Source organism: Pseudomonas sp. CM27 (genome assembly GCF_013179515.1).
GTDB lineage: Bacteria > Pseudomonadota > Gammaproteobacteria > Pseudomonadales > Pseudomonadaceae > Aquipseudomonas.
The window spans coordinates 25641-27442 of sequence record NZ_JABMCN010000055.1; the positions used below are offsets into that span (position 1 = coordinate 25641).

Below are 1802 nucleotides of genomic sequence, written 5' to 3' on the forward strand. Positions count from 1 at the left end.
ATCTGCAAATCACGGTGCAGACCATCCACCAGATCGATCAACAGGCGTTGCTCCTGCAACTGCCGCTCGCTGACCGTACGCCGCAGGGTGATGCCGGCGAGGCGGTCGTGAACGGTCAGTTGGCGATTACCGCTGGCATCGGCGAGGCCGAGGTGGGTCTGATAGGGGGTCAGTGCGTCGTTGAGCAGTCTGCAGATTCTTTCCATCCGTATCACTCGCTGCGTGGTGGGATATAAAGCAACTGACCAGCAAGCGCAGCGGAAAGTTCGCCACGCTGTGGCGGGTTCACTGAGCATGCGGGGCGGACATGACAGTTTGAATACGCCGCCCCTGGCCCAGTTGCAGAGCACTCAGCGCCTGTTGCAAGCGGGGCATCGACAACGGCCAGGGCAGCTCGGCCAGCACCCATAGACCGCGTTTTCTGGCCTCATCGGCGAGGTTGCGCTGCCTGGGGGTCGGCTGGCCGACAAATAGCAGAGCGCGGGGCTGTTGCTGCCGGGCGAGCAAGGCAAGGCCGGAGCGGGTTGGCATGGCATGGTCGATGACCAGCAGATCAGGGCGGCGTGCCGCATCAAGGCAGGCGTCGGTGCCCTCGCTCAGGCGCACATTGAAGATGCCCTGGGCATTGAGGGCCTGATGCAGGAGGATCTGGTGGGATGGGCGAGCCTGGTGGATCACCACGTAGGGCTGGTGCATGAGCCGCTCCTGGTGTGAGGACCGACTACGGTAGGCGTTGCGCTACGCGCACCTGAATAGGACGTTTCTGAGGGAATTGAAGGAAAAGACTGATAGTTCCGGGACTGCTACGCAGCCCCGGAAACCAACCCGCTTACAGTGGCTTGCCGCGGTTGCCATGCTGGCTGACAAAGCCCTGCACAGCCTTCAGGTCATTGGCCAGCACAGTGCAACGTTCCTCACGGCTGAACAGGTCGCTGAGGTGCGCCGGCAGCTCCAGCGCCCTACCTACACCGGCCTTCTCCACCGCTTCAGGGAACTTGACCGGGTGCGCAGTGCCCAGCACCACCATCGGCGTGTCCAGGCTGCGGCGGCATTCGCGGGCGGCCTTGACGCCGATCGCGGTGTGCGGGTCGAGTACTTCACCGGTGGCAGCGAACACTTCGGCGATGGTCTCGCAGGTCTGCTCGTCGCTGACGGCCAGGGAGTCGAACAGCTTGCGGGCTTCGGTCCAGCGATCTTGCTCGACGCTGAAGCCACCGCCTTGCTTGAAGTTGGCCATCAGCTCGGCGATAGCCGCACCATTGCGACCGTGCATGTCGAACAGCAGGCGCTCGAAGTTGGACGAGACCATGATGTCCATCGACGGCGACAGGGTGGCGTGCAGGGTTTCCTTCACGTACTGGTTGCCGCTCATGAAGCGGTGCAGGATGTCGTTGCGGTTGGTGGCGACCACCAGCTGGCTGACCGGCAGGCCCATGTTGCGGGCCAGGTAACCGGCGAAGATGTCGCCGAAGTTGCCGGTGGGTACCGAGAACGCCACCGAGCGCGCGGGGCCGCCCAGCTGCAGGGCCGCGTGGAAGTAGTAGACGATCTGGGCCATGATCCGCGCCCAGTTGATCGAGTTCACGGCCACCAGGCGGGTGCCTTTGAGGAACGACTGGTCAGCGAAGCTGGCCTTGACCATTTCCTGGCAGTCATCGAAGTTGCCTTCGATGGCGATGTTGTGAATGTTGTCGCCGAACAGCGTGGTCATCTGCCGACGCTGCACTTCCGACACGCGCTGGTGCGGGTGCAGGATGAAGATGTCGACGTTGTCGCAACGGCGGCAACCTTCGATGGCGGCC

The 1802-nt window shown here is 63.2% G+C and carries 3 protein-coding genes; all 3 read right to left on the reverse strand.

All coding sequences use genetic code 11. From position 1 onward, the window contains the following. Window positions 1–206 (reverse strand): DUF3509 domain-containing protein (locus tag HP547_RS09455; RefSeq protein ID WP_172286147.1); only part of this gene is annotated, 206 nt, incomplete at its 3' end. Between the two features lie 79 nt (window positions 207–285). Beyond that, window positions 286–696 carry a histidine kinase gene (locus tag HP547_RS09460; protein ID WP_172223274.1) on the reverse strand — a complete coding sequence of 137 codons (411 nt, stop codon included), beginning with the start codon at window positions 694–696 and terminating at the stop codon, window positions 286–288. Window positions 697–829: 133 nt separating this feature from the next. Beyond that, the coding region (gene thrC / locus HP547_RS09465; RefSeq protein ID WP_172286148.1) for a threonine synthase at window positions 830–1802 on the reverse strand (973 nt) is incomplete at its 5' end.

What these genes read in the sequence shown, in the direction of transcription:
- HP547_RS09460 (WP_172223274.1), bottom strand. Translation starts at nt 696, where the DNA reads ATGCACCAGCCCTACGTGGTGATCCACCAGGCTCGCCCATCCCACCAG.